2 protein-coding genes and 2 pseudogenes are annotated in these 1,962 nt (G+C 39.0%); 2 read left to right on the top strand and 2 right to left on the bottom strand.

All coding sequences use genetic code 11. The annotated features are described in order from the left end of the window. A pseudogene (locus tag ACLFKQ_RS23185) lies at positions 1 to 565 on the top strand (IS701 family transposase); the annotation flags it as partial. Beyond that, a complete protein-coding gene (locus ACLFKQ_RS23180; protein ID WP_449002076.1) occupies positions 555 to 872 on the top strand; it encodes a hypothetical protein in 318 nt (105 codons plus the stop codon). The pseudogene ACLFKQ_RS23185 and the gene ACLFKQ_RS23180, both read left to right, overlap by 11 nt. 174 nt (positions 873 to 1,046) lie before the next feature. Here the strand turns inward: ACLFKQ_RS23180 and ACLFKQ_RS23175 are convergent, their stop codons facing one another. Continuing rightward, positions 1,047 to 1,280, bottom strand: a complete 234-nt coding sequence (locus tag ACLFKQ_RS23175; protein WP_449002075.1) for a hypothetical protein — start codon at positions 1,278 to 1,280, stop codon at positions 1,047 to 1,049. 60 nt (positions 1,281 to 1,340) lie between these two features. Further along, positions 1,341 to 1,962, bottom strand: a pseudogene (locus tag ACLFKQ_RS23170) (hypothetical protein); the annotation flags it as partial.

Raw genomic sequence — 1,962 nt, 5'->3', positions numbered from 1 at the left:
TACACACTGGACAAGCATGACGCTTTTGCGTTGGTATGGAGAAACTGAGCGTCAAGTAGAAATTACTACAGGATTAGCTGTTTGGTATCATACTGGACTGCCTGTTGTTCCGATTCGCTGGATTTTAGTCCGCGATCCTTTGGGCAAATTTAAGACTCAGGCTTTGCTGTGTACTAATTCCAAATATCAACCCCAGCAAATCTTAGAATGGTTTACACGTCGTTGGCAAATGGAAGTAACCTTTGAAGAAGCTAGAAGACATTTGGGTCTAGAAACTCAACGCCAATGGTCAAATTTAGCCATTGCACGCACTACTCCTCTTATTTTGGGGCTATTTTCTCTGGTTACTCTTTTAGCTCATCATTTACAAACCGATTTTACTTGGACTACTAGACAAAAAAGTTGGTATGTCAAATCTCTGCCTACTTTTTCTGATGCCTTAGCTCTGGTGCGTCGATTTCTCTGGGCTAGCAGTTTTTCCATGTCATCTAATCCTGCTGACATCGTAAAAGTCCCTCGTTCTTTATTCAACCGTTTGAGAGATCTTGCTATTTATGCTGCTTGATTGGATAAAGTCGAGTTTAGTTTCTGTGCAAAAAGTAAAACGAAAGTCATCAGTAACAAAAGCCTACAAGTATATTGAAGACCTGTTTACTGCATTACATCAATTTCAAATTTTGTCATATATATCAGAAGCCGAAAATATTTATCAATCTCTTCCAGCCAGAACAAAAAGGGTAGGTACACAAGATTGTCGTATTACTGCGATTGCCCACGTTGATAAATTTATAGTCATTTTAATTAATTTCCACAGATTTGTTTTAGGTCTGAGGCAGGGGGCAGAAGGCAGGGGTCAGAAGGTTTACACTTAATTTTTATTGCTTCTGTTATCCATATGGTTTCTATTTAAAATGACTATACTATGGTTACACTTAATGTTAATGATTTTGTCAGTATTGGTCTTACTGATGTAGAAGATTGGACGCTCTAGAGCGATCGCTTGTAAAAATCTTCCTTTCCCCTTTGTACCCTGCATCCCTGCTCAATTACCGTTTCCGAATGCGATCCCCTGAAAATTTCCAAAAACGCTCGATCGCACTTCTAAACATGAGTGCTATTATTATTGCTGTTACAAAGCCGATCGCACTGTGTAAGAAAACATTTATTGCTAATAAGCTCCCTTGATTCCAATACCAAGTCTGCTCGTATTGTTCGTCGGGTTGAACCAGTTCGGGCATAATCGCTGAAGTCAAGGCACTAACGGCTAAACCAGACCCCACTACTGTAAACAAAAATTCGATACGGCTATCGCGTTCCCCCTCGGCTGAGTTTTCAATGATTTATTGTTTTTGAGCATCGATGGTGAGTAAACCGCGAATTGATTCGATGGTGCGATCAAATAGGGCTTTGCCCGATCTGAGGTATTTTAAATCGTATTCAATTTGTTTTCGATACTGCCAGCAATCTCGATCGAGAAAAGCTGCTAAGAAGTCGAGATTATCTACGGTCGAGCCTAGTTGTTGGAGGCGATTTAGTTCCCGTTCGTAGTTGAAAGCATTAATTTCAATGGTGGTGAGATGGGATTCCATATCTCGCAGACAACGAGCATAGTCAACAGAGGTTTGGGGTATTTGAATCAACCACTTTTCTAATTGCTCTAATTTTTGATGTTGAGACTCAATAAATTTGTTTTCCAGTCGTTTATTGTGAAATTCTTGAAGGTGTTGTTTGATGCTTTGGCTTAAGTCAGTCTCGGAATTGTTTAATAGGGTTGTTATTTGCTGTCGTAATTTGCGATCGCAAGTTTTATTTTCGATCTTAGTTAATTCTTCTTTTAGCCACTTGTTTTCACTGAAGCATTTAATTATTGGGTGTGCTAAAGATGTAATGAAAGTATTATAGTAATACACGAAGTGCCAGATAGCATCTAGATGATTCTCTAATGATTTGGAAAATGATAGG

It is taken from the genome of Myxosarcina sp. GI1(2024) (assembly GCF_053543375.1).
The sequence above is the reverse complement of the archived record's forward strand: the minus strand, read 5'-3'. Positions and strand labels throughout refer to the sequence as shown.

What these genes read in the sequence shown, in the direction of transcription:
- ACLFKQ_RS23180 (WP_449002076.1), top strand. Translation starts at nt 555, where the DNA reads ATGCTGCTTGATTGGATAAAGTCGAGTTTAGTTTCTGTGCAAAAAGTA.